This window comes from Paenibacillus silagei (assembly GCF_017874735.1).
Lineage (GTDB): Bacteria > Bacillota > Bacilli > Paenibacillales > Paenibacillaceae > Paenibacillus_AQ > Paenibacillus_AQ silagei.
Window position 1 is genome coordinate 1 of record NZ_JAGGLV010000028.1, and the last position, 20,964, is coordinate 20,964.

At 50.7% G+C, this 20,964-nt stretch carries 22 protein-coding genes; 7 read left to right on the top strand and 15 right to left on the bottom strand.

Annotation, left to right across the window (positions count from 1 at the left end):
- Positions 1-246: 246 nt before the first annotated feature.
- The 3 genes from J2Z70_RS28015 to J2Z70_RS28025 form a co-directional block, all read right to left on the bottom strand.
- Positions 247-2,856: a metallophosphoesterase gene (locus J2Z70_RS28015; protein WP_209878584.1), complete on the bottom strand. Its 2,610-nt coding sequence runs from the start codon at positions 2,854-2,856 to the stop codon at positions 247-249.
- A 3-nt stretch (positions 2,857-2,859) separates the two neighbouring features.
- A complete protein-coding gene (locus J2Z70_RS28020; RefSeq protein ID WP_209878586.1) occupies positions 2,860-4,125 on the bottom strand; it encodes a class I SAM-dependent methyltransferase in 1,266 nt (421 codons plus the stop codon).
- 244 nt (positions 4,126-4,369) lie between these two features.
- Entirely contained in the window at positions 4,370-5,176 is an 807-nt protein-coding gene (locus J2Z70_RS28025; RefSeq protein ID WP_209878588.1) for a nucleotidyltransferase domain-containing protein, read from the bottom strand.
- A 176-nt stretch (positions 5,177-5,352) separates the two neighbouring features.
- Here J2Z70_RS28025 and J2Z70_RS28030 point away from each other — a divergent pair, with 176 nt between their 5' ends.
- Complete coding sequence (locus J2Z70_RS28030; RefSeq protein ID WP_209878590.1) at positions 5,353-6,666, top strand: helix-turn-helix transcriptional regulator; 1,314 nt, start codon at positions 5,353-5,355, stop codon at positions 6,664-6,666.
- Complete coding sequence (locus J2Z70_RS28035) at positions 6,653-7,453, top strand: WYL domain-containing protein (protein WP_209878592.1); 801 nt, start codon at positions 6,653-6,655, stop codon at positions 7,451-7,453. The genes J2Z70_RS28030 and J2Z70_RS28035 overlap by 14 nt, the downstream gene beginning before the upstream one ends.
- A gap of 9 nt (positions 7,454-7,462) precedes the next feature.
- On the opposite strand, the gene J2Z70_RS28040 is transcribed toward J2Z70_RS28035, so the two are convergent.
- Positions 7,463-7,729: a DUF6809 family protein gene (locus J2Z70_RS28040; RefSeq protein ID WP_209878594.1), complete on the bottom strand. Its 267-nt coding sequence runs from the start codon at positions 7,727-7,729 to the stop codon at positions 7,463-7,465.
- A gap of 124 nt (positions 7,730-7,853) precedes the next feature.
- On the opposite strand from J2Z70_RS28040, the gene J2Z70_RS28045 reads away from it, so the two are divergent.
- Positions 7,854-8,081 (top strand): helix-turn-helix domain-containing protein, encoded by a 228-nt coding sequence (locus tag J2Z70_RS28045; RefSeq protein ID WP_209878596.1) that lies wholly within the window; start codon positions 7,854-7,856, stop codon positions 8,079-8,081.
- 37 nt (positions 8,082-8,118) lie between these two features.
- Complete coding sequence (locus J2Z70_RS28050) at positions 8,119-8,334, top strand: hypothetical protein (RefSeq protein ID WP_209878694.1); 216 nt, start codon at positions 8,119-8,121, stop codon at positions 8,332-8,334.
- Positions 8,335-8,444: 110 nt separating this feature from the next.
- Here J2Z70_RS28050 and J2Z70_RS28055 read toward each other — a convergent pair whose 3' ends face one another.
- The 3 genes from J2Z70_RS28055 to J2Z70_RS28065 form a co-directional block, all read right to left on the bottom strand.
- Positions 8,445-10,622 carry a pectate lyase family protein gene (locus J2Z70_RS28055; RefSeq protein ID WP_209878598.1) on the bottom strand — a complete coding sequence of 726 codons (2,178 nt, stop codon included), beginning with the start codon at positions 10,620-10,622 and terminating at the stop codon, positions 8,445-8,447.
- A gap of 311 nt (positions 10,623-10,933) precedes the next feature.
- Complete coding sequence (locus tag J2Z70_RS28060) at positions 10,934-11,323, bottom strand: DUF948 domain-containing protein (RefSeq protein ID WP_051478088.1); 390 nt, start codon at positions 11,321-11,323, stop codon at positions 10,934-10,936.
- A 63-nt stretch (positions 11,324-11,386) separates the two neighbouring features.
- Positions 11,387-12,031 (bottom strand): TVP38/TMEM64 family protein, encoded by a 645-nt coding sequence (locus tag J2Z70_RS28065; protein WP_209878600.1) that lies wholly within the window; start codon positions 12,029-12,031, stop codon positions 11,387-11,389.
- Between the two features lie 237 nt (positions 12,032-12,268).
- On the opposite strand from J2Z70_RS28065, the gene J2Z70_RS28070 reads away from it, so the two are divergent.
- The 3 genes from J2Z70_RS28070 to J2Z70_RS28080 are packed head-to-tail and all read left to right on the top strand — an operon-like array spanning position 12,269 to position 14,853.
- The gene (locus J2Z70_RS28070; RefSeq protein ID WP_281068278.1) at positions 12,269-12,973 is read left to right on the top strand and encodes a response regulator transcription factor; all 705 of its coding nucleotides are present in this window, start codon (positions 12,269-12,271) and stop codon (positions 12,971-12,973) included.
- On the top strand, positions 12,966-14,294 hold the full coding sequence (locus J2Z70_RS28075) for a HAMP domain-containing sensor histidine kinase (protein ID WP_209878602.1): 1,329 nt from the start codon (positions 12,966-12,968) through the stop codon (positions 14,292-14,294). The genes J2Z70_RS28070 and J2Z70_RS28075 overlap by 8 nt, the downstream gene beginning before the upstream one ends.
- Before the next feature lie 16 nt (positions 14,295-14,310).
- Entirely contained in the window at positions 14,311-14,853 is a 543-nt protein-coding gene (locus tag J2Z70_RS28080) for a GNAT family N-acetyltransferase (protein ID WP_209878604.1), read from the top strand.
- A gap of 66 nt (positions 14,854-14,919) precedes the next feature.
- Here the strand turns inward: J2Z70_RS28080 and J2Z70_RS28085 are convergent, their stop codons facing one another.
- From J2Z70_RS28085 to J2Z70_RS28120, 8 genes are all read right to left on the bottom strand, one after another.
- Complete coding sequence (locus J2Z70_RS28085) at positions 14,920-15,258, bottom strand: nitrous oxide-stimulated promoter family protein (protein ID WP_209878607.1); 339 nt, start codon at positions 15,256-15,258, stop codon at positions 14,920-14,922.
- 15 nt (positions 15,259-15,273) lie between these two features.
- A complete protein-coding gene (locus J2Z70_RS28090) occupies positions 15,274-15,666 on the bottom strand; it encodes a type II toxin-antitoxin system death-on-curing family toxin (RefSeq protein ID WP_209878609.1) in 393 nt (130 codons plus the stop codon).
- A gap of 1 nt (position 15,667) precedes the next feature.
- Entirely contained in the window at positions 15,668-15,961 is a 294-nt protein-coding gene (locus J2Z70_RS28095) for an AbrB/MazE/SpoVT family DNA-binding domain-containing protein (RefSeq protein WP_209878611.1), read from the bottom strand.
- Between the two features lie 152 nt (positions 15,962-16,113).
- Entirely contained in the window at positions 16,114-16,467 is a 354-nt protein-coding gene (locus J2Z70_RS28100) for a nitrous oxide-stimulated promoter family protein (RefSeq protein WP_209878613.1), read from the bottom strand.
- Between the two features lie 29 nt (positions 16,468-16,496).
- Positions 16,497-16,670, bottom strand: a complete 174-nt coding sequence (locus J2Z70_RS28105) for a hypothetical protein (protein ID WP_209878615.1) — start codon at positions 16,668-16,670, stop codon at positions 16,497-16,499.
- Between the two features lie 523 nt (positions 16,671-17,193).
- Positions 17,194-18,141, bottom strand: coding sequence for an amidohydrolase family protein (locus tag J2Z70_RS28110; RefSeq protein ID WP_155991481.1), 948 nt, complete (start codon positions 18,139-18,141; stop codon positions 17,194-17,196).
- Positions 18,142-18,284: 143 nt separating this feature from the next.
- The gene (locus tag J2Z70_RS28115; RefSeq protein ID WP_209878617.1) at positions 18,285-19,601 is read right to left on the bottom strand and encodes a BaiN/RdsA family NAD(P)/FAD-dependent oxidoreductase; all 1,317 of its coding nucleotides are present in this window, start codon (positions 19,599-19,601) and stop codon (positions 18,285-18,287) included.
- A gap of 31 nt (positions 19,602-19,632) precedes the next feature.
- Positions 19,633-20,940, bottom strand: coding sequence for an aminoacetone oxidase family FAD-binding enzyme (locus tag J2Z70_RS28120; protein WP_209878619.1), 1,308 nt, complete (start codon positions 20,938-20,940; stop codon positions 19,633-19,635).
- Between the last annotated feature and the right edge of the window lie 24 nt (positions 20,941-20,964).

A 20,964-nucleotide genomic window follows, 5' to 3' on the forward strand; every position in this document is an offset into this window, starting at 1 on the left:
GCCTCCTTCTGCCCCATTGTGATCGGTTTTCCGATTACATTCGGTCCGCGCGCCTCCTTCTGCCCCATTGTGATCGGTTTTCCGATTACATTCGGTCCGCGCGCCTCCTTCTGCCCCATTGTGATCGGTTTTCCGATTACATTCGGCCTGCCCATGTCCTCTCCATAGCCTGAAACTATCGTCCCCTCTATAGCAAAACAAAGGCAGGCCGCCGGGAGCTTCCCGGCAGCCTGCCTGACTTTTCTTTTATAACCTCGGATCGATCTCCTTCTCCTTCGTCACCTCGAACAACAGGTTCGCGGCAATCTGCTTGTAGCTGCTGTTGTCCGCCGAGATCTCCTCCAGCTTAATCTCCAGCATCTGTTTACCCAGCCGGTGCTCAGCAAGGGAAGTGCGCAGCTTAGGTGCGATATTCTTCTGCTTCATCAGCTTGGCATACTTGTGCGGGAATCGGTAGTCGTAGCCGTAAATGATCGACAGGTAACCCGGATTGCGGACCTTCAGGTAAGGGACCACTCCTGGCTGCTCCTGCTCCGGCTTGATCACGATCCCCTCCATCTGCCGCTCAACGGTAATGGCAGCGAAATATTCCTCTGCCCGGCTGTAAGCCTCCGGCTCCTGCAGGTCCAGCACCAGGATCTCATCGTCATTCAGGAAGCGGTACTGCTCTGAGGTCACCCCTTCAGGCACCCGTTCCTCCCCGCTCTCCAGCACTTCCTTCAGGATGGCAAAAGGCTTAAATGCAAGCTCCGCATCCCCCGCATATAGCTCAAGCTGCCGCTTATATACCCGGTACGCTTCGTCCCGCTGGTCAAGGCCCACGTAAGAGTCCCTGATGCTGCGGACATGCTTATACGTCTGATATACGTGAGCACCGTAGTTGGTGCTAAGCGCTTCTTTGGTCAGGTGATGCTGGTCCTGCTCGAACCCGCTGGCTTCATACGCCTGGATCAGTTCACCAAGCGATTCCTCGAAGCCGTGCTCCCGCAGGAACGCAAGCTCATTCTCCAGCGCCTGCCCAATAGGCTGGAACTGGCGTTCAATCAGCCCTTCCCCCAGCGCCTTCCAGGGCAGAAGCTCCCCGTCCAGCAGCAGCACGCGGATATCTCGCTCCTCCATATACGTTCCGAACCGGTCCAGCAGGCCTTCATATACCAGCGTCAGATCAACGGCTTTGACCTTATAACCGTTGCGGCTAACCGCATAGCAATGCTCTACGTCCCGGTACAGATACACCGTGCAGCGTGATCCCATATACTTAGGCTGAAGGACCACGTCCGACACCCCGCGTCCGGAAAAATAATCCAATCCCTTGCGCAGCGACTCCAGCTCACCCGCTGCTTCATCCTTATCCGCCGGCGACATCGTCCCGGAGATGAAGTTGACCTTATTCTGCGAGGAATAGTGCAGTCTGCGCATGGACTCTGTATCCAGCTCCTGCAGGGAGACCTTGTGCTCCTCGCGGAAGAGGACCGGCAACTCCTCTTGTAATAGAGGCTGCTGGGATTTATGGCTTTTGTAGAACGGCTTGAAGGAGATGCGGACAGAGGTCAACCCGTTCCCCTGCACAGCTCCCGTGTCGAGATGAAGCTTGTTCTTGATGCGGAACGTCTGTTTGGCGGCAATGTGTCCGAACAGATGGAACGGATGGTTCCCCTCCGCCTCCTCCTTCAAGAAGTCCAGCTGCTGCTCGTACGCAGACTCACGGTCCAGCCGGAAGTTGCGCTGATGGCGCAGCGAATTCGTATCCAGCTTCCCGACATACTTATTGCGGCAAGGGGCATGAGTCACATAGAAGGAAGGCCCCCGATTCCCGATATAGCGGTAAAACGGCTTCGCACTCTCCACCAGCACGGAGAATTGACGGAACAGCTCCTCATCTTCCTGTAACACCTGAGTGGAGTCAAAATAGGTTCTCAGCAGCTCCGGCTCAGTCCCCTTGATCTCCCCCCGCAGGTACTTGTAGACGAAATTCTCATGGTTGCCCATTACGAACAGGAAATGCTCCTGATTGTTATACAGGAACTGGGTGATCTCCCGGGTCTGCTTGCCCTTATCGATCCAGTCGCCCGCCAGGATGATCCGCGTATTCTTCAGCTTATCCGTAGCGCTTAGCTTCCCTTCTTCAATCCGGTAGCCGTAGCTGCGCAGCAGGCCTTGCAGCTCTTGAACACATTCATGTACGTCTCCGACTACAATGTATTCCTGCTCCTGCGGAAGCACAGCAGCGGCATACGCCTCCCAGTCCTGAATGTACACCCGGTACTCCGGGTTCGGCCGCTTTTCCCCCGTACCTTCTGTACCTTCAACACCTTCCAGCAGAAAATCCTTCGCCCGCACCTTATGAATGCTATGGTAGCCCTCACGGGACAGCACTGGCAGCACTTCCCGGCGCAGCCGGTTCAGGTGACCCGATATCAGCTTCTTCGAGCGCTCCGAGGCATAATAATCCTCCCGCTTACGGTAATCGAACAGAATGACCTCCAGATTATACTGGTTCTCCTGAGCAATCGCCCGCACCTTGCTGCGGTAATCCTCGGCGAGACCTATCGTATCCATAATGACAAACTCCGCATTAATCGGCCAGGAGGTGACCCGCTTCAGCCGCTCGAACAACAGCGCGAACGTATGCGAGCTGGCCTCCAGCATGACCTGGTCGTATTTATCGTAGTCATAGCCCAAGAGCTCCTGACGGATCAGGTCTGAAGAGAGATACTGCACATTCGTGCGCAGACCTGTAGTGCTGTCTTCAAGCCTGAGCTGCGGGATCAGAACTTCTTTGGCAAAAGTAGACTTCCCGCACTCCGTCGCTCCCACCAGCATGAATATGGTGTGTACCTTCGTCTGAATGTCCATGGTCTAACCCTCCTGTCTGCGCACAATCGCGCTCTGCGTGGTACGAATGTCGCCTACCCGGTCGCCCACGAGTGAGAACTCGGCTTCTACGCCCAGCCCTTGAAGTGTGGCAGTCAGCCACTCTTCGAACGCCGCCTGACCCTTTTCCCACTTGTGATCCTCATGCCGGAAGCCCTCCAGCTGATAGTAAGGATTGAAATCCGCATTCGGCGTGGTCACAATCAGCTGCCCGAAATCCACATGGCGGATAATCTGCCGGATGAGCGCAGCCGCTTCCGTCTCGCTCATATGCTCCACAACCTCGGTCAGTATGATATCCACCTGCTCTCCGTTGTACAGCTCCAGGAAATGCTCCAGCGAGCGGAAGGTGACGATGTTATCGAGCTCCTTGGCCTTTGCCTTCCGGTTCACGACCTCCAGCAGCTCCTCGTTGATGTCCACCGCATAATAAGCGCCTTCAATCTTCCCGGCATACGGAATGGCGTAGAAGCCTTCCCCGCAGCCGATATCCAGAATGGGCTTATCGAACGGAAGCACACCTGAGATGAACGTCCGCCGCTGCATCGCCGTACTGCCATATTCCAGACCGATCGGGTACAGATCTGTTTGCTCGATTGCCGTTTTGTACCGCTTGAACTGCTCGCGGGTCTTCAGGAGATTCCGGGCGAACAGGCTGCGGATATAGAATGGGGCATCCATCACGTTCAGACTGCGGATATATTTGTCCAGAATCCGGTCCGAGATATCGATATATTCATCCCCGAAGATCGATAAGAATAAGGACAGCACACTGACCACATGCAGGAGGTGATAGAGGCTTTTGCGCGTAGTAATGGTCAGGGAATAGCTCTTATGCGCCTGGTGCTCCAGGGTGAACGTATGATCCTTCAGATGCTGCTCGAAGAACCGAATGTAATGCAACCGCTCGACATGAATCATCTGGATGGTAAAAGAGTGCTCAAACCCCTCCGCATCCCGCTCATCCCGCGCCTTGAACGGAGTGGAGAAGAACTCATTCACCGCATTCAGCGGGAATAACGGGGTGTTATAGCGGGAGACATTGAGGTACTCGAAGCTCTCGCCATCGTTCTTTTTATAGGAGACCTCATTGTCAGCGTCCTTAAAATACACATTATAGGTGGCCTCATCCGAATACCAGCCGTATGCGATACCCTGGCGGACCGGGCGAAGCTGCATGCCGCTCTGCGGATTCTTGCGGATGATGAAGCTCAGCTGCGGGTTCGTTGATCTCAGTTGTATAATAGCCATGATTGTGTTCCTCCTAACTTAAAGCTTAACTAATGATTTTATGTTTTGGGATTAACCGTGACTCCAGAGAAGTTTTGGACTTCCGGCCGCTGTTATGGTTGGATTTCCTGACTTAGACCGCCAATGGCGGTAGAAATCCGCAGACAGTTGATGCTTCCGAAGTGAGCTTTCCTGCGGAAAGCTTTCAGGCGGACGCTAACGCTCCTACAGTTCCAAAATTACCCTCCGCCACTTTTCCCTTAACTTAAATTTCCAAGTTCAATCTTAACCCCCACACTTCCTGCAAGGCGTCCCGGAACAGAGCATCAAGCTCCCGGTCCCGATTGTCCGTCTTAGCACTCAGGTATGCCGCCGCTGTCTTCTCCAGCTCTTGCAGCTGCTCCTCCAGATACTCGTTAATCACACTCAGCCGCGGCTCCAGGTCTAGCTCCTCACCCGACTTTTTCCGGGCCAGCAAATGCTGCACGACCTGCCATAGCTCCCTATCCTGCGGGATCAACCGTTCTACCAGCACATCGAATGCCATCGGCGGCATCTCCCCGTACCGGTGAATCCACTCACAGGCCAGCACCGGGCGCAGCACATAGAAGTACTTCTTGATCTTCACCTGCTCACCCTGGAGGTAATCCCGGTAGTTGCCTTTGGCCATATTCAGGTAATGGTACATACAGGATTTCGGCGAAAAGGTATACGGTGAGATCCCCCTAAGCTGCTCCGCCACACTGAACTTCTCAGCATACTGGATCGGGGATTGCAGCCACTCCAGCAGCGGCGGGCCCAATTTGTGGAACAGCTTCAGCGCTTTGCGCAGATCCCAGCCGCTTAGATCCAGCATATTGTTAATAGGACGCTCGATGACATCTCGTGCATCCCATATGGATAAATACCACTCCGGCCGATGCACATAGATGAACCGCACATCGTAATCACTGTCCTGTGAGGGAAATCCCCACGCCCGGCTGCCTGACTCACAGGCATAGAGGATCGTCACTTGCTCCTCTTGTTCAATCTGCTTCAATTGCTCATGGATGAGCGTATTGATAGGATTCATGCCATCCCTCCGTTCCAAGTCGGTTTCGCTGGCCTTATCTTCCCTCATTTTGCCAAGGAGGAACAGGGTGAAAGTATGGCGGCAGACAAAAATCTTCCATTTCATGCAACTCTGGTGCTTAATAGAGGTATTAACTATTACAACTCATGAATGCGCTACAGGCTGGAGGTATACATATGGCCAAGGAAAGCTTCGATAAAGAAATACAGTTTCTCCGTATGCTGTCACTAGCCGGGGGAGCTTACAGCAGGCAGCAATTCGCCGAGCGGCTCGGCATTTCCGTACATACCTATGACAAAACGCTGCGTAATCTCAAGGAAATGGTGACCGTCCTGCAGCAGGATCTGACTACAGAACAAGGCACCGAGCTGTCCGAATGGCTCCGCTACAATTACTATGAATCGGCCGATCCGCTGCTCCTGTTCCTGTTCCGGGCGAAATCGCTGAAGGAGACGGAGAGTATCCGGCTGACGCTGCTGTTAACCGCACTTCAGAGCGAGGAACTGACGGCCAAGGAACTGCATGACGGCTGTTGTGACCAGATGCCCGCCGATTCGCCGCTGCCGGACGAGAAGACCATCCGGGGAGACCTGAAATACCTGGAGGAGGTCGGCGTGATTGTAAGAGTGAATGAGAAGCGTCCCTACCGGTACAAGGCAGCCAACGAACTGCTGGACCAGCTTACGGATGACGAGCTGCTCGACCTGTTCGATTATGTAGATGTCATTGCCAATACGCAGATTCCGTCTGTCCAGGGTTACCTCCTGCGTGACACCTTGAAGAAGGCACTGCGGATAAGGGACATTCTCCCCGAAGCCACGGAGACCCACCGGTACAAATACCATTACCATTCACGGATTCTGGATGAGGCTCATCTCTATACGATCTTCGGGGCGATTAAGCAGCGGCGGACAATCAAATTCCTCTATCTGTCGCCCAAAAAAGGCATGAACTACACCTCCCAGAACACCAATCCCCTCTTCGAGCGGGAATCGGCAGGGATTACGGACAGTCTGCTTCCGCTGCGTGTCGTCTACGATCATCAGTATGGGCGCTGGTATCTGATCGGCTATCACAGCCGGACCGGGATTAAGAAATTACGGATGGACGGCCTGACCCAGGTTGAGGAGGGCGAGCCTGTAGAAGAAGAGGAGTTTGCGCAGAGACTTCAGCAATTGGAGGCTCAGCTGGAGTATAGCTGGGTGACGGATACCAACCGTGCGGTGAAGGTCGCCGTCAGATTCTATAACCCCAGCCGGTCCGGCGCCAACTTCATCCGGGAGCGGGTCGAGGCGCAGGGGCAGTGGGGAACCATTACGGAGGAGTCCGATACGACCTTCCTGTACGAGATTACAGTGAACGAGATCTTTGAGATCAAGCCGTGGCTGCGGAGCTTCGGCTCCAGCTGCGAGATTCTGGAGCCCCGCTGGCTGCGCAAGCAGTTCATGGAGGAATGGAAGGAGATTAAGAGCTACTATGAATCCCTTTGAGAAAATATTCAACTTCCAGATCATCTCCCGCCTGGAAGAGGCCGGCTCCCTGGCGCTAACCTCACAGGAGCGTTCCTGGCTGAAGACGATGCTGGGGCATCCGGCGGCGGCTGAAGCTTTTTCAACAGAAACCTTACGTAAACTGAATTCCCTACTGGAGCCTGAAGCTTCTATTGAAGTAGGAGAGATCATCATCGAGAAGGCCCGCAGCAAGGAGCGCCAGGTCTATCATCCGCTGCTCCGCCCCCTGCGCCGCATCATCATGCAGAATCAGGGAATTCAGCTCACGTATGCGATCAAGCATGGCGGGGAACGGATCGACCCATCCGGCTTCCCTCACAAGCTGGAGTACAATATGTATAAGCGGGAGTGGTACTTACAGTGGTACAGCACCCGGCAGCGCTCACTCATGTCCACGAAGCTGCGGAACATTGTGTCTGCCAATCCCGCTCCCATCCCCGCCCACCGTATAGAAGGCCTCAAGGCCCGGATCTCACGTCTTCTAGACGGTCTGAGAGAATCCGCCTGTATTCAGGTCATCCCTGTCTACAATGCCGAGCTGTCGCGGATCTTGTCCACGTTCTCCTGCTTCGATAAGTCCGTGGCCTTCGATGAAGCTACCGGGATCTACCGCATCACCGTCCACTACATGAGAGACGACAGCGAGTTCCTGCTCTCCCGCATCCGCTTCCTGGGCCTGCGCGTGAAGATCACTGAGGGCGAGCAGCTGAAGCAGCGTATGCTGAAGTCGGCGGAGATGGCGGTTGGGCGGTATGGGGAGGAATAGTCAGGTCTCTTACTCCATTAGCACTTCAATCATCGTCATGGCCCCGGCCTTGAACCCTGACACAAATGCAGCCGTCATATCCATTCCCTGCACTTGTGAATATAGCTCCAATAAAGACTCCAGCTCCTCGAACTCGCTCGCAGACAGCTTCTGCTTCCAAGCTTCGAGAGATTCGGTAATCTGACTGTTAAGCGGACGATAATTGGGGTCCTTGGAGATTATATCTTCATTAGGAAATAGACTTCCATGATATAGCGATTCGAGAATGTTGGGCATGGGACCTCCTTCATAAGCTACATTATAGATTTATGATATAAATCAGCGTAGCATAATTATAAAGGCAACTTGGTACGTATATGCGTATCAATCTTAAAGAATTTTGCTCAGGAGTGAAATTGCAGTGGGTAAAATTATTGTAGTGAAAATATCAAAATTGACCGCTAAGCATAAAATTTCTGTAAGAGAGTTGTCCAGAATCTCCAAGGTCCGCCATGCCGCATTAAGCGAATTAGCCAACCGAAGGAGAGAAAGCATTAGCTTTAGTCATATTGTTAGAATCGCAGAAGCCTTGAATATTGAGGATATACGGGAGATTATTGACTTAATTGACAGTAAAGAAAATAATTGATTTTACATTTAAAGATTAAAAAACAGGGGGAATATTTATGAGTAAAGTCGTACTTTTAATTTCAAGTGTTGTTATAGGCGTACTTGTAATGGTGTCGCCAGGATTTATCACTGGGCATACCTTTAGTTCAACACAATACCAGGGGAGCCTCTATGTTGCTGAGTTTGTTGTACGAAGTTTGGCTTTAATTATTGGATTAGTGGTTATACATGATGGAATTAAATCCTTTTTTAAAAAACAGGTTACTACATAAATACGAAGTTTGTAAGTGTATAGTAAATAATGAGCATTGAAATACTCACTAATAGAGTAAAAGGCGACCTCTGCAGGTCGCCTTAATTCGGTTCAGCGAAAGAAATCCCCCTATTCCACCACCAAATAATACAAATTAGCCGTACTATCCTTAGTAATCGTATGCGCACCCGCCGCAAGAGAGACGGTGGCTATGCCGTTCGTGATCGGGTAGCTGGTCCCATCCACCTTAATCTTGGTCCCTTCAGAGTTGAACACCAGCGTCAAAGTCGAGGCTTGGGCAGCAGTGAACTGGATGCGGGTGGCGCTTTCGATTTTGAGGCATTGGGTTAAGGTCAGACCGTTGTAGATCACTGTTCCCTTGCTGGTGGAGAGATTGCCTTGAATGGTAAAGAAGCTGCTCGAAGTCCCGGACGCTGTAAAATTGTGAACCGCCGCTCCCGGAGCAGGCGTTGACGTTGGCGCTGCTGTCGGCGCGGGAGTTGTTGTCGGCACCGGAGTCGCTGTTGGCACTGGAGTCGCTGTCGGCACTGGAGTCGCTGTCGGCACCGGAGTTACCGTTGGCACAGGCGTTGCTGCCGGAGTCGGCGATGGACCTCCCGGGTTAGCATTGCCTCCCACAGACACCAGGCCTGAGGTGTAGCTGCGGATCGCTGCCATTAACGGAGCATTGATCGCGTAGGAGGTATCGTCCACGGCGTTATTGAAGCTCCAGCTAAAGTCACCGCCGCCCTGGCGTCCCGCTCCAGCTGTAACTTTCTGCTCTACTGCGCTTACGTTATCGACAGCTGCTGCGCTGACACCTGTATCAACCAGCGTATCGAAGTTGTTATATGCTGTTCCGCCGACAAGTGCTTTGTACGAGCCGGGAACGGCTTCGCTTCTGGATGAGGCGAGATATGCATCCGATGAAGTCGCATTCGCCGGTGCCGTTCCTGCACCGGAGTTCGCATAGATCAGACTTGCCGCCCCAACCACACTATTATTGAAGGCTTTGATCATCCCGCCATTTTCCCCGGAGAATGTGCCTTCGCCCTGAGCATCCGTCCCTTGCAGGGAGCTCAGCATCGGATATCTGGCATTACGGAACACATTTCCTTCCACGAAGGCCGAGGCACCGGTAGTCACGCCCACACCATATTTTGACACGCCGTCATAGAAGTTATTATACACATGGACCGAGGCCACTCTGATCCGCGGGTGACGCGAGTCGGAATGATCGAACCAGTTGTGGTGGAAGGTGACGAAGAACTCTGCGGATTCGCTAAGTCCGACCAGAGCTGCTTTGCCGGAATCGAAGTAGTGGTTGTACGAAATGGTGATATAGGTGGAGCCTTTCTTGAGGTCCGTAGAGCCATCGCCCTTGGCCTGATCCGCATCGCTGCCCGCTGATCCGTAGAAAATATCATTATTATGCACCCATACATTCGCGTTGCCTGTATCCATGGAAATGCCGTCATCCGGGAAGAGCATCAGGCCGAGATTCCTAACCTCTACATTCCCTGCATATCTGAGCAGCAGCCCCCAGCCATAGGCATACGTATCTGTGCCGATCCCTTCAATCGTCAGATTCATTGCGGTATAATTGCTTTTCCCCTTCACCTCCAGATAACCGCCGCTATTGAGCTGTCCGCTCAGATCAGCAGCCGTCACTTTGCCGATAAGCCGGATTGCGAGCGGGGTGGTGTCATAGCCTTTTTGCCGGAGCGAGAGAATGCCGCCAAGACCTACCCCCGTCTGCACCGTACCCGAGCTGCTGACCACTACGGGAAGCGTTACAGTCTGTGCATTCTGAGAGGTGACATACAGCACCTGCGCCCCGCTCTTCAGCGTTCCATTGTCAGTATAAGCGCCGGAGCCTGTACCATATGGAGATTGGGCTGCAAAAGCAAACCCGGACCGGTCATACGGCGCGGCGGCCAGCGTACCTGTCACTGCACTTGCCGTTCCCCCGCCTGACAGCACGGCTTCCACCTTCATAACATAGCTTCCGGCCGCCAGCCCTATGGCATCTGCTCTCCAGTAAGAGCCATACTTGCGGATCAGCTCATTATGAAGCTGCTGATACTGGGAATCTGCAGCGCTTGCAGCCTTGACGTATACCTTATAGCCGGATGCATTACTGACAGGTGACCACTCCACAAATGCAGCTTCATTTCCGCCTCCACTGCCTGTTACCGTAAGTCCTGCAGCGTGTACCACCGCCGTTCCCCACCCGCTGAATAACAGAGTGAGTCCAAGAGAAAACAACAATACTATACTGGTTACCTTTGCAACGATTCTATTCATTGATTTGCCTCCCGATTTAAATTTGTTGCAGAATACATTTGTAACCGCTTGCAATAACCTGTGGAATTTCGGTGTCTGCCCTCCTCTTGTACCGGGTGATCCGAACCCTTGAAGTAGACGGAAATGAACCTGTCGGATACCCCGAGCATAGCAGAAGCCGAATTAGTGCTGAAACAATCATTTGCTCATATCACCTGCGATTATGCACTATTATGAGAAAATGATTATTTTGCAGCGAAATGATACCTGCATACAAAAAGACACCCGCCCTGGGTGCCTTGAACTGACGCTTCTTATCGATGATGCAAAGGCTACTGAAACTTCGTATTGACGCGGATCTGGCCGCTTTTACTTTTGACCGCAGCCTTCTCCGGCTCTGGGTTCAAGCTCTGGCCGATGTCGGTAGCATTCTTCTTGAAGGTCTCGGTCACCGTCTGAATAACTTCCCCTACATTGTGCGCAGATTCAAAGATCGGATCGATGGTCTTGATCTTCCCTTTCACATCCCGGGTGACCTGATTCGCCGTGTGAATGAGCTGAGTCGCCTCTCCCGTCAATCCATGTATGGCATTTCTCACCTCGCCCAGCGTCTTGTTAGTCTCCCCGAGCGTGGTCATTCCCTTGCGCAGCGTAAGAATCAAGAACACCGCCAGAGCAATAAAAGCGGCCGCAGCAAAAGCAACACTAAGCTGAATTAACATATGCAACGCCTCCTGTAGTTCCACTCTATGTCCAAGGTACAGACAACATTCCAACAGTTGCGGCTACAGCCCGCTTTTACCACCTTTGAAGGAAGATAATTTGTCAATCAGTTTGTCTTTATAGATTAATCCCAAAACAAAGGCCAGGACGGAGATAGCGGAGATGACGATGGTGGGACCATAATTCTTATCGTAGATATTAGCCCCAATGCTCACGGAGGCCAGCAGCCACGGGAATCTGGCAATGAGCAGGATCGTAAAGAATCTTAGGGGCTTCATCGTCGTCAAACCCGCTGCATAGATGAACATATCCTTGGGAAGTCCGGGAATTATAAAGATAATGAACAGGAAAACCGAGAATTTGTTATTATCCATCATTCCTCTCATCCACTTGAAGTTGTCCCTCTGAAGCAAACTATCAATGAAAGAACCGCCCAGGAATCTGGTAAAGTAGAAGGCAATCATTGCCCCCAGCAGCATCCCCCCAGTCACGAAGACCGCCCCTAGAGTTGTCCCATAGATGTATCCCCCGGCAATTTGAACGACCTCCCCCGGTATCGGGGCGATTACCGTCTGGAGAATCTGGAAGAGCACCAGCATAACCGGGCCTAATTTCCCCGTAGAGAGGATATAATCGCGGAAGCCGTCCAGCGACATCGTCAGCCGCAGAAGCTCCGGCAGGTATCTGATGAATACTATAATTGTCACAAGGCCCACGCAAGCGAGGAGAACCTTGCTGACCCGCTTTTTGTGTAATAACCAATCCATTTACGAATCCCTCTCTTCACTGGCTTATAATATCTCCAGCTTAGGTGAATATTCTTAAGATCCGGGCATGAACTTCCTTAAGAATTCTTAAGTCGCCTGTCATCCGGTGGTTTACGCGCTATAGACAATCTATAATGGAAGCACAATGAGTGCTCAGGAAGGGAGGGGGATGGAAAAATGATGAATCCTGCCAAGACCATACTTATAGCCGACGACAACCACGAGATTCGTGAGATTGTCCGGGTGCTGCTGGAGAGTGAGCAATACCATGTCGTTGAGGCTGTTGACGGGGAAGATGCCGTGAATAAAGTAGACGATACCATTGACCTGATCATTCTGGACATGATGATGCCCCGGAAGTCGGGAATTAAGGCCTGCGTGGAGATACGTGAGATGACCAGCGCGCCTATCCTATTTCTTACAGCTAAGACTCAAGATTCTGATAAAACCTTGGCCTTCTCGGCCGGAAGTGACGACTACCTGTCCAAGCCCTTCTCCTACACCGAATTGGTGTCCCGGGTGAAGGCCTTGCTTAGGCGGTATTATGTATACAAAGGCAAGGAGGATACCTCCGCCCCCTCAGATGTGATTACCTTCAACGGGCTAAGCGTGAATACTACCGTCAACGAGGTAAGAATGAATGAGAAGGAGCTGACCCTGACCGAAATTGAGTACAAGCTGCTGGCGCTGATGGCCGGCAACCGCAATAAGATTTTCTCGGCACAGAATCTGTATGAGAGTGTGTGGGGCGAGCCTTATTTCTACAGCTGTAATAATACGGTGATGGTTCATATCCGCAATCTGCGGATGAAGCTGGAGAAGGACCCGCAGAATCCCAAGTTCATCAAAACCGTCTGGGGAAAGGGGTACCGGATTGAATAACAAGCTGCGGTGGAGCAGGCTGAAACTCAAATTAATCCTGTGCCTAATTGGTTCGTTCCTGGCTTCAGCGGCACTGTTCTTGCTGCTGCAGTCCACAGGCGAAGATCTGCTGGAGCATTACCGGACTAGAAGCTCGTTCATTGACAAGCAAGAACAACAAGCTCTTCCGGCACTTGAGGAATATGTCTCCGGGCAGCATCTGTCGCTTAAGGATGACGCACAAATAGCTGAATGGGTCAGGAAAACCAAGTACGTAAATCTCTATCTCTATAAGGACAACCAATTTCTCTACTCTACGGACGGGTACACGATCAAGACCGAGAATACAAGGTTTCTGCCCGACCCTAACATTTTCAGCAAATCCCAATATTCCACGGTTACCTTTGCGGATACGACTGCTCAGGTCTATATGGAGTATTTTTTTGAATACAAGTATTACAACCTCATTACGATTCTGGGTGTGATTCTGTCGTTCTTATTCTTCATTGTCCTGGTCCTGTTCTTCATCAACAAGAAGACCTCTTATATTGGCGTGCTGGAGAAAGAGATTAAGATTCTGGAGGGCGGGAATCTGGACTATCCGATTACGCTGAAGGGGAAGGATGAGCTATCGTCTCTGGCCCAGAGCATCAATGAGATGAGGAAATCGTTCATCGAGCGCCTGGAGAGCGAGGAGCAGGCCAGAGTCGCCAACAGCGAGCTGGTCACCGCCATGTCCCACGATCTGCGGACACCGCTCACCGCATTGGTCGGCTACCTGGACATCATCGAATACAAGAAATATCAGGATCAGGAGGCGTTAGCGAAATACATTCACAGCAGCAGGGAAAAAGCCTATCAGATCAAGCATCTGTCCGACAAGCTATTCGAGTACTTCACCGTGTATAACACAGAGGAGAATGATCTGGAGTTCGAGTCCTACGATGGGATTCAGCTCATGGATCAGTTAATCGATGAGCAGTCGATGTTGCTGGAGAATCACGGCTTCCGGGTAGCATGGGAGCCGTCCCCTGTCCCTTTCCGCGTGGAGCTTCACCTGATCTCCTTCAGGCGGGTATTCGACAACCTTTTCTCCAACATTACGAAGTATGCCGATACGTCTGCGGCCGTAACGATTGCGTATAGAATCGAAGACCGCTGGCTGTTGATAGATATCACGAATGTTATAAAAAAGGAGGCCCATGAGGTGCATAGCACCGGAATCGGCCTCAAGACCTGCCACAAAATCATCAGCCAGCATAAGGGCGAAATCACATTCACAAGCACTGGCGGCAGGTATTCCGTTCATATCCGCTTGCCGGTAAATAACACGCTCACTTAATTTAGGGAGGATCATCATGCAAAAATTCACTACCGACCGCTTAATCATCAGAAACTTCCGGGAGACGGATGCACCGGGTATGCTGGAGTATCTGGCAAATCCGCGGGTGAACTGTTTCCTGAGCGAACGCCTCTCCACGTTAGAGGAAGCCATCGCCACCGCCAGCGAACGGAGTCAGGACGACTCCCATCTCGCCGTCTGCCTGAAGGATACCGGCTCAATCATTGGCGAATTATTCTGCATGAAAGAAGAGCCCGATACCTACAGCGTAGGCTGGCACTTCAACCCGGCCTACGAGGGCGTCGGCTATGCCAGCGAAAGCGCCCGCGCGCTACTGCGCTATCTTTTCCTGGAGCAGGAAGCCAGGCGCATCTACGCCTACGTCGAGGACGACAACTCCAGATCGCAGAAGCTCTGCGAGAAGCTGGGCATGCGCCGGGAAGGCTGCTTCCTCGAATTCATCTCCTTCACCAAGAACGAAGACGGAACCCCGAAGTACGAGAATACCCAGCAATTTGCGATTTTGAAGCGGGAGTGGCTGGGGCAGGGGAATGTGTAACCACAACAAGCCAAGGCGCAGGGCCATCCTGTTCCTTGGCTGTTTTTAAATGGAGGCGGCTGCCGGCTATCGTGATATTGATTTTTTTATCTTCTCCGGTATGGGGATATGCTTTATGGACTCTAATGGATGATACAACAACATCCAGGGTCCCGAGAAACGCATAACCCCCTTTATTTTTTGGCGGTAGACCGGTTTATAACAATGAATCGGACACTTCGCACAAGCGGGTTTCTCTTCACCGAATTTGCAAGAGGAGAGTCTTTTCATAACATACTCATTTAAGTGCCGGCATTCCTCACAGAACTCTTGTTCATGATGTTTTTTCTTGCAATAGATACGAATCATCTTTGAAGCAATTATTTTTTCTTTGCGGATCTTAGGGCCATCGTGCTCATCATCCATTTGGACACCTTACCTTTATTGTTCCTCAGAATATTTTGTCAAAATATAAGAGATCATTTCTAATGAATGCACGCCTTTGGCAATGTCTACAACAAATTCAACTGCAAACTCCCGTTGCATCTTTAGATGGTACCCGTTCAGAACCAAAAAAGATTTCGTGACCAGATAGGCTGTTCGTTTATTGCCATTATGAAAGCAATGGTTTTTGACGAGCGATTCCAGCAATGCGGCTGCCTTATCAAATATAGAGGGATAAGCATCCTCTCCAAAAATACTTTGTTGCGGTCTATGTACCGCAGATTCCAGCAGGCCGTGATCCTTCACTCCTGCTTGATCTGCGTCATTCATTCTTTTCATCATGAAATGGTGTGCAGTAATAACCTCTTCCTTGGTAAGAAAGGTACCCATATCAACGATCCCTTAGGTCTTCAAGAATGCCCTGATCCTCTTCAAACACATCGAAGAACGCCTCAAGCACCTCAGGCCGAATCTGTTCATTCAACAGAGCCGCCCGGCTTTTCCTGAACACCACTTCTCCACGTTCATTTTCAATAAACTCGATTTCATCTCCCTGAGAGATATTCATTTTATCCGCAAGAGCTTTTGGCAAGCTCACACCCAAGCTATTCCCCATCCGTCCAATCTTTCGGGAATAACGCTTCACCTTCGATTGATCCTTCGTCACTTTGACCACACCATTCATTTTTTCCCCTTCCTATAGTATGCTCTGCTCGCTTCAAGTTATAACTTATAACGGTAATAAAAGTTATAATATATGTACATTTTATCAAAAGGATATTAAAAAGACCAACTCACAGATGGTCCTTCTGATAGCAGATAGATTGATTGAAGCGGCTATCGTGACAAAGGCTTCCTTAACTTCTCCGGTATGGGAATATGCCTTATGGATTCTAACAGATGATACAGCAGCATCCACGGTCCCGAGAAACGCATAACCCCCTTAATTTTATGGCGGTAGACGGGTGTATAACAGTGAATCGGACACTTGGCACACGCTGTCTTCTCATCACCAAATTTGCAGCGGGAGAGTCTTGTCATAACATACTCATTTAAAACCCGGCATTCCTCACAGAGCTCCTGCCCATAATGTTTTTTCTTGCAATAGATACGAATCATCTTTGAAGCAATCATTTTTTCTTTGCGGATCTTAGGGCCATCGTTCAGCTGCTGCTTTGCTGCTCTGCTCATATAATAAGGCCTCCTGGACTTAGTTGAACTTATTCATCTAAATCTTTGAAGTGAAAATACTCATGATGGATCGCATCCATTCCAACCAGCTCTCCGCTCTTCTTATGGTAATACGGAAACATCCGGTTAATCGGCAGCCTTAGAAGCTGATAATTCTTATCCTTAGGCAGCTTGTCTATTTCTTCGACAGCCCTGTCGTGCACTGTAAATACTCCTATAGGATAAAAGTCCGGAAATCCGCTCGTCTGCTCAGCAACAAAAATAACCCAGATATATTCATCAGTCATTTGGACACCTTGCCTTTATCTAGTACCACATCAGATTTAAACAAGTGACTTCATTCCAAAAATGTGGTAAGGGATGAAGCTGCATTCGTAGCGAAAAAAAGGGGTAAGTGTATTCTGTGCAACTAAAAACAGTGAAACGGGTGGAATTCCTCTTCTAATTGTATTCTGTACAACTAAATTTGCCCGGATGGGCGAAAATCCAGATATTGAGGCATTTTAATTGCAGGAAATACAACTAAACATTGATTTAGCGGGACATAGGGCGATTTAGTTGTACAAATTGCAATTAAGCCTCCCCTTGCACTCTAAAAACGGGGCGCGGTAAACCCTCAGCAAGCCATGAGTTAAAGTAATTTTCTCACGTTTAGTTCTGATGAGCTACTAGTCCTATCAACGATCCCTTAAATCTTCAAGAATAGCCAGATCCTCTTCAAACTCATCAAAGAACGCCTCCAAGTCCTATTAGGCGGATCTCGTTCAGCTCTTCTGCTGTCATTAATCCAGCTTGATACAGATTCATGTACTCCTGAGAAATGCTTTGATTAAAGATCAGCAAATCATCGGTGTTAATCGTCACAGGTACTCCACAATCATAAAGCTTCCGAATAGGATGGCTGCCGTAGTTCTCCGCTACACCAAGCATAATATTACTAGTAGGACAGACATTCAGTTGAATATGGTGAGCAGAAAGCCAGTTCATAATTTGAGGCGAACGGACGGCTGCAATTCCATGGTGAACCTCATGAAGCCCGAGCTCCTCAACAGCTTCCATAACATCATCCGCGGTTCCGAACTCCCCCACATGAGCCTTGAGCGCCAGCCCCGCCGTATTCGCAGCTTGGTAAATGGACTTAAAAGATGTGATCGGCTGGGCAAATTCATCGCAACAAATATCGATGGAGCGAAACCAGCGGTAAGCCAATATTTCATCTAACCGGTTATACACTTCATCTACATTGCAGGCACGGTCCAAAGCCAGCTCCGGGAGAAACTGTGTTGCAGGAGCAAACCGGCGATGATATTCATTCATGATCCGCATAAATGGCTCCATTCCTCCCAAGGTATCCACCTCATCCACTCCAAAGCTTAATGCCAATCTCTCAATATGGTCGTCAGCCGCTTGCGCAAAGGAAGCTTCAATCCGTTTCAAATAACCTTGAATACCAGGGCAATGCCGTTTCACAGATTCAACAAACCATTGCTGCATGTCTTGCAACGATCGGAACGGTTCCGCCGCCGGCTCTATGTCAACATGCGCCCACTCGCTAATATATCGAATGTTCCCTCCGCGTCCGGCGTGGTTATGCAAATCGCTTTTCGGGATGGACTGCAGCTCCACAAGTGATTCATTCATAAGCGCTTCTACAAACCTTTGTTTAGTGGACAAGTTCTTAGATCCTGTCGGCAATTGGTGACACCCCTTTCAAGATAATGAAATAGCAGGTTCGATGACACTTTTATCTTAGCATATCTTATAAAAAAGACACCCCTAAGGGGTGTCTTCATTAGCACTGTATCAATCCTCTACCCTTACGTGGTGCCTGCACGCCGGTCCGCAAGCGCCATCGCAGCGACGTATCCGGAGCTCCAGGCCCATTGCAGGTTATAGCCGCCGCAATCGCCGTCCACATCCATCACCTCACCGGCTAAATAGAGCCCGGGCACCAGCTTAGATTCCAGCGTTCCTTCAACTAGCTCCGTTGTATCGATGCCACCGGCTGTGGTTTGGGCATTCGTGAAGCTGTTGGTATCGGTGATTTTAAATTCCCAACGCTTCAATAGTTTATAGAATACTTTCTTGGTTTTCCAGGTTAGATCCTGACACAGCAGATGCAGCTGTTGATCAATTCCAGCCTCCTTCAGCAGCACGGGAATCAGTTTCTTGCTGACGATGCCCACGAAGGAATCGGCAACTGTCCGATGTCCGAAGATCCCCCAGTGGATCTCCAGGAAATCAATTAACTCTTCCTCCGTGCGTTCCGGCATCAAATCCACCGACAGGGTCACGGATTCTCCGATGCCGAGATTATACGCAGCCTTTCTGCTTAGCTGAAGGATGGGCGGGCCCGAGATGCCATAGTCCGTAAAAAGAATCTCGCCAGACTCCGTGCGGATGACTTCATTCTTTACGATAACATGGGCCTCTCCCTCAAATTTGATGCCCGACAGCTCCTTCAAATACGGGTAATCCAGCTTCAATTGTACAATGCCTGGCACCGGGTGGATCATGGTGTGTCCCAGACGCTGGACAAGCGTATAACCGGAGCCGTCTGTTCCGGTTTTGGGAGCGGTAAGGCCTCCGGTACATAGAAAAAGATAGTTGCTGGTATACACAACCTGTTCCTCTGTCTCCGTCTGGCAGGTTATCGCGAACCGCGGATGTCCCGCCGATACGGCCACATCGAGCACTTTATGTTTATAATAGACGGGAACATTCCGGTCCTCCAGCGCCAGCTTAAACACCCCCGGCACCGAAGCCGCCTGCAGCGACATCGGATACATCCGGCCGTTCTCTAAGCTCATAAAAGGAAGCCCGAGCGAGGAGAAAAAATCGATTGTCTGGCGGACACCGAATTGCCGCAGTACATGTATTGGGAAGCCTGCCTGATTGCTGTGATACTTGACGGATAAAGCGGCCGCTTCATCCGTACCGGTGGCGGTGGATTGGTTCGTAATGTTGCAACGCCCGTTACCCGTTGTTATTATTTTCTTCCCGAGCCGGTCGTTGCTTTCAATGATGGCTGTATCAATACCTTGATCCCTCGCTGTAACTGCAGCCATTAGACCTGCAGCACCCCCACCGATAATGAACAGCTCGTGGTGCCTAGAAGTCTGATCCTTATACATGTTAATTGATGCATCCCTTTTCCTAATAAATTTATTGAATGGACTTAGCTATCGCCATAGCGGCCACATATCCGGAACTCCAGGCCCATTGCAGGTTATAGCCGCCGAAATCTCCGTCCACATCCATCACTTCGCCAGCCAAATACAGCCCGGGCACCAGCTTGGATTCCAGCGTTCCCCGGGTGAGTTCCGACGTATCAATCCCGCCGGCTGTCACCTGCGCATTCGTAAAGCCATTGGTATCCGTCACTTTAAATTCCCAACGCTTCAAGAGCCGATAAAAGTTCTCTTTAGTTTTGGGCGGCAGATTCTGGCAAAGAAGCTGTGGCTGTTGATCTAAGCCCGTCTCCTTAAGCAGGACCGTAACAAGCTTCTTGTTGAAGATACCCACGAGGGAATCCGCCACGGTCCGGTGCCCAAAGGTCTCCCAGAGCTTTTCTAAAAAATCAATTAACTCTTCCTCTGTGCGGCCCGGCGTCAGATCCACCGATAATTTCACCTGTTCTCCTCTTGCCAGATGATAGGCAGCCTTCCTGCTTAGCTGGAGAATGGGCGGACCGGTAATACCATAGTCTGTGAAGGCCAGCTCACCCTGTTCACTGCCGATGACTTTACCCTTTACAATGATATGAGCTTGTCCCTGAGATTTGATACTGGACAGTGCCCTCATATTCGGATATTGCAGCTTCAACTGCACGATGGCCGGAAAAGGCTCAATCAGGGTGTGCCCCAGACGTTCGGCAAGGGTATAACCCGGAGGTTCTTTGCCTGCATTCGGACCGGTGTTGCCACCCGTAGACAGAAGCAGATAGTCGCTAGTATACACAACCTCTTCCTCTGTCTCGGTTAGGCATTTTATCGTGAAGCGAGGATGATCTGCCGAAGCAGTAACATCCACCACTTTATTCTTAAGGTATACGGGAACATTCCGATCCTCTAGCGCCAGCTGGAAAATATCAAGTACCGCCGCTGCCTGCAGCGACATCGGATACATCAAGCCCCCCTTGAGTCTTGTAAGCGGGAGCCCAAGAAAGGAGAAAAAATCAATCGTCTGGCCGACGCCATATTGCTGCACTACCGCAAGCGGAAATTCGGGTTGATTACTGTGATACTTGCGCGATAAAGCGGCTGCTTCATCCGTATCTGTCACAGTGGATTCATTCGTAATGTTGCAGCGGCCATCGCCGGTCATTAAGATCTTCTTGCCAATCCGGTCGTTACTCTCCAGAATGGCAGTATCGATCCCCATATCACTCGCAGTAACAGCGGCCATTAGTCCGGCAGCACCTGCGCCGATAATAAAGAGCTTGTGGTGCATAGAAGTCTGATTCTCATACATGGTTGGTCAATGCATCCTTTATCC

What these genes read in the sequence shown, in the direction of transcription:
- J2Z70_RS28015 (WP_209878584.1), bottom strand. Translation starts at nt 2,856, where the DNA reads ATGGACATTCAGACGAAGGTACACACCATATTCATGCTGGTGGGAGCG.
- J2Z70_RS28020 (WP_209878586.1), bottom strand. Translation starts at nt 4,125, where the DNA reads ATGGCTATTATACAACTGAGATCAACGAACCCGCAGCTGAGCTTCATC.
- J2Z70_RS28025 (WP_209878588.1), bottom strand. Translation starts at nt 5,176, where the DNA reads ATGAATCCTATCAATACGCTCATCCATGAGCAATTGAAGCAGATTGAA.
- J2Z70_RS28030 (WP_209878590.1), top strand. Translation starts at nt 5,353, where the DNA reads ATGGCCAAGGAAAGCTTCGATAAAGAAATACAGTTTCTCCGTATGCTG.
- J2Z70_RS28035 (WP_209878592.1), top strand. Translation starts at nt 6,653, where the DNA reads ATGAATCCCTTTGAGAAAATATTCAACTTCCAGATCATCTCCCGCCTG.
- J2Z70_RS28040 (WP_209878594.1), bottom strand. Translation starts at nt 7,729, where the DNA reads ATGCCCAACATTCTCGAATCGCTATATCATGGAAGTCTATTTCCTAAT.
- J2Z70_RS28050 (WP_209878694.1), top strand. Translation starts at nt 8,119, where the DNA reads ATGAGTAAAGTCGTACTTTTAATTTCAAGTGTTGTTATAGGCGTACTT.
- J2Z70_RS28055 (WP_209878598.1), bottom strand. Translation starts at nt 10,622, where the DNA reads ATGAATAGAATCGTTGCAAAGGTAACCAGTATAGTATTGTTGTTTTCT.
- J2Z70_RS28060 (WP_051478088.1), bottom strand. Translation starts at nt 11,323, where the DNA reads ATGTTAATTCAGCTTAGTGTTGCTTTTGCTGCGGCCGCTTTTATTGCT.
- J2Z70_RS28070 (WP_281068278.1), top strand. Translation starts at nt 12,269, where the DNA reads ATGATGAATCCTGCCAAGACCATACTTATAGCCGACGACAACCACGAG.
- J2Z70_RS28080 (WP_209878604.1), top strand. Translation starts at nt 14,311, where the DNA reads ATGCAAAAATTCACTACCGACCGCTTAATCATCAGAAACTTCCGGGAG.
- J2Z70_RS28085 (WP_209878607.1), bottom strand. Translation starts at nt 15,258, where the DNA reads ATGGATGATGAGCACGATGGCCCTAAGATCCGCAAAGAAAAAATAATT.
- J2Z70_RS28090 (WP_209878609.1), bottom strand. Translation starts at nt 15,666, where the DNA reads ATGGGTACCTTTCTTACCAAGGAAGAGGTTATTACTGCACACCATTTC.
- J2Z70_RS28095 (WP_209878611.1), bottom strand. Translation starts at nt 15,961, where the DNA reads ATGAATGGTGTGGTCAAAGTGACGAAGGATCAATCGAAGGTGAAGCGT.
- J2Z70_RS28100 (WP_209878613.1), bottom strand. Translation starts at nt 16,467, where the DNA reads ATGAGCAGAGCAGCAAAGCAGCAGCTGAACGATGGCCCTAAGATCCGC.
- J2Z70_RS28115 (WP_209878617.1), bottom strand. Translation starts at nt 19,601, where the DNA reads ATGTATAAGGATCAGACTTCTAGGCACCACGAGCTGTTCATTATCGGT.
- J2Z70_RS28120 (WP_209878619.1), bottom strand. Translation starts at nt 20,940, where the DNA reads ATGTATGAGAATCAGACTTCTATGCACCACAAGCTCTTTATTATCGGC.